The sequence below is a fragment of the Streptomyces flavofungini genome, assembly GCF_041028215.1.
Lineage (GTDB): Bacteria > Actinomycetota > Actinomycetes > Streptomycetales > Streptomycetaceae > Streptomyces > Streptomyces flavofungini_B.
In genome coordinates, this window is record NZ_JASKYR010000789.1 from 1 (window position 1) to 2676 (window position 2676).

A 2676-nucleotide genomic window follows, 5' to 3' on the forward strand; every position below is an offset into this window, starting at 1 on the left:
GCCCCGGCCCCCGCTCCGTTCCCCCTCGACCATCCCGAGCCGGACGTCGCGCTGCTGCGCCGGGTCAGGGACGCGCTGGAGGCGAGTCTGTGAACCCCCTTGCCACTCGACGGACACGGGCCACGCGACGGACACGGGCCACGCGACGGTCATGGCTCTCGCACCGATGAAGCTCTTCGCGCTGCGCAGGCGCGCCGGGAGGAAACAGCTGATGGCTGCCGAAGCCGATGTACTAGGTGAACTGAAACGGCTGCGGACCCGTATTCCTCAACTGAGGGGCGCCCTGACGGCGAGCGTCGACGGTCTCCTGCTGGCGCAGGACGCCACCGACGTGGAGGCCGAGGGCGTCTGCGCCCTCACCGCGGCGGCGCTCGGCGTGGCGCTGCGGCTCTCCGACGCCACGCGTCAAGGCGGCTTCCGCGAACTGCTCATCCGCGGCGACCAGGGCTATGTGGCGACGTACGCGGCCGGATCGTCGGCCGTGCTGACGCTGCTGGCCGAGCCCCGGGTCAACGTGGGCCGGCTGCACCTGGAGGCCCGCCGCTCCAGCGCGCTCATCGGAGAGCTGGTCGACGCCGCCGTCGAACGAGCGGAGGAAACCTGACCATGTGCCCCACCTCATCCTCATCATCCTCATCACCCCGGACACCCGCCAGACGGAAAGGAAGTGCGAAATCCATGGCCAACACAGAGACAGCACTGAAGGAAGCGACCACCTCGATCGAGGGTGTCATCGGAGCCGCCCTGGTCGACTACACCAGCGGCATGGCCCTGGGCACCATCGGCGGTGGCAAGGACCTGGACCTGTCCGTCGCGGCGGCCGGGAACACGGACGTGGTGCGCGCCAAGCTGCGCACGATGGAACTGCTCGGCCTCAAGGAGGACATCGAGGACATCCTGATCTCGCTCGGTACGCAGTACCACCTGATCCGGCTGATCAAGGGCCGCAACAACAACGGCCTCTTCCTCTATCTGGCCCTCGACAAGGACCGGTCCAACCTGGCCATGGCCCGCCACCAGCTCCGGCGCATCGAGGCGGGCCTGGAGGTCTGAGCCCCGCCCCCGGAACCGGGCCCGCGTCAGGTGGATCGGACCTGCCGCGGGCCCTTCGCGCGGCCCGGCTACTCGACGAACAGGCCGCGCTCCGCCGCCCGTACGTCGAACTCCTCAAGGCGGGCCTGGGCGTCCGGGAGGCCGTCGCACATGGCTTCCAGGAGTACGCGGCCCAGCAGCATCGGGGCGCAGGCGGTGTCGAAGGCGAGGCCCGTGCCGACCGCCGCCGGGAGGAGCAGATCGGAGTGGGCGGCCACGGGGGCGAACGCCGAGTCGGCGACCGTGACCGTGGTCAGGCCCGCCGAACGGGCGTAGGCGAGGGCGTCGACGACCTCGCGCGGATGGCGGGGCAGCGCGAAGCAGAGCAGGGCGGTGGCCCCCGCGCGGACCGCCGCGTCGACGCGGTCGGCGAGCATCGTGCCGCCCTCGTCGAGGAGCCGGACGTCGGGGTGGACCTTGGCCGCGAAGTAGGAGAAGCCGTACGCCTGGGAGGCCGCCGCCCGCAGTCCGAGCACCGGGAGCGGCCGTGAGGCGGCGAGGAGCCGTCCCGCGCGCTCCACGGGGGCGGGGTCGGCGAGCAGTTCCGCCAGGTGCCGGAGGTTCTCGATCTCCGCCTCGACCGCCTGCTGGTACTCGTTGGCCAGGGCCTTGGCCGAGGTCTCCGGCGGTGCCACGTCCCGCAGGTGCTTGCGCAGCGCCGGATAGCCGTCGAAGCCGAGCGCCACGGCGAAGCGGGTCACGGACGGCTGGCTCACCCCGGCGAGCTCGGCCAGTTCGACGCTGGAGAGGAACGGGGCGTCGGCGGCCCTGCGCACCATGCAGTGGGCGATACGGCGCTGGGTCGGTGTGAGCCGGTGGCCCTCGAAGAGCACTTGCAGTCGCGCGGCAGGGCTGTCGCTCATGCCGTCCCCCTCAGAATGTCTGTACCCACGGTCGATCCGGCGCCGAGCTCGCTCCAGAGCCGGGTGAAGCGGTCGAGCAGCCCGGCCGCCGCCGTCACATCATCCGTCAGCGGCCGGTCGGCCAGTTCCGGATCGAGGACGGAGTCGGCGAGCGCGAAGGCCTCGGCGAGCGGCGTCCCGGGGTCGAGGCGCAGGTCGCGCTGGCGCAGCGCCCTGACCGCGGCGACCAGTTCGCAGCCGACGACCATGCGGTACGCCTCGCAGGCGCGCAGCGTCTGGCGGGCGGCGAGCGAGGCGAAGCTGGCCTGCTCCTCGACGCCGCGGGAGAGCACCGCGTGGCCGAGGGAGGCGGGTGCGGAGAAGGCGCGCAGGTCGCCGAGGGCCGCTCCGGCCGCGTATTCGAGGATCATCACGCCCGACGAGGCGGCCTCACCGTCGGCGAGGAAGGGCCGCAGGCGGGTGAAGGCGGGTTCGTTGAGGGTCGAGAGGCGGGAGGTGGAGAGGCGGGCCGCCTGGGTGACCGCGAGCCGGAAGTGGTCCAGGGCGAGCGCGAGCTGGGCGAGGTAGAAGCCGCCGTGGTGGTAGGCGGCCAGGTCCTCGGGGGAGATCAGCGGGTTCTCGGCCGCCGCGTTGATCTCGACGGTGAGGACGTCCTCCAGGGCGGGGGGGGGGGGGGGGGGGGGGGGGGGACCCCTACGGCTTCCGCTGCGTGCCCCAGATC

4 protein-coding genes are annotated in these 2676 nt (G+C 72.4%); 2 read left to right on the top strand and 2 right to left on the bottom strand.

Annotated elements, in window-relative coordinates:
• Positions 1-211: 211 nt before the first annotated feature.
• Both AB8Z36_RS34465 and AB8Z36_RS34470 read left to right on the top strand, forming a co-directional pair.
• Positions 212-604 (top strand): roadblock/LC7 domain-containing protein, encoded by a 393-nt coding sequence (locus AB8Z36_RS34465; protein WP_369217326.1) that lies wholly within the window; start codon positions 212-214, stop codon positions 602-604.
• Positions 605-678: 74 nt separating this feature from the next.
• Positions 679-1053: a hypothetical protein gene (locus tag AB8Z36_RS34470; RefSeq protein ID WP_369217323.1), complete on the top strand. Its 375-nt coding sequence runs from the start codon at positions 679-681 to the stop codon at positions 1051-1053.
• 68 nt (positions 1054-1121) lie between these two features.
• Here the strand turns inward: AB8Z36_RS34470 and AB8Z36_RS34475 are convergent, their stop codons facing one another.
• Both AB8Z36_RS34475 and AB8Z36_RS34480 read right to left on the bottom strand, forming a co-directional pair.
• Complete coding sequence (locus tag AB8Z36_RS34475; protein ID WP_369217324.1) at positions 1122-1955, bottom strand: MurR/RpiR family transcriptional regulator; 834 nt, start codon at positions 1953-1955, stop codon at positions 1122-1124.
• The coding region (locus AB8Z36_RS34480) for an aromatic amino acid lyase (protein WP_369217325.1) at positions 1952-2676 on the bottom strand (725 nt) is incomplete at its 5' end. The genes AB8Z36_RS34475 and AB8Z36_RS34480, both read right to left, overlap by 4 nt.

Bases quoted from the DNA above. Each gene is read 5' to 3' on its own strand.
- AB8Z36_RS34465 (WP_369217326.1), top strand. From the start codon at position 212: ATGGCTGCCGAAGCCGATGTACTAGGTGAACTGAAACGGCTGCGGACC.
- AB8Z36_RS34470 (WP_369217323.1), top strand. From the start codon at position 679: ATGGCCAACACAGAGACAGCACTGAAGGAAGCGACCACCTCGATCGAG.
- AB8Z36_RS34475 (WP_369217324.1), bottom strand. From the start codon at position 1,955: ATGAGCGACAGCCCTGCCGCGCGACTGCAAGTGCTCTTCGAGGGCCAC.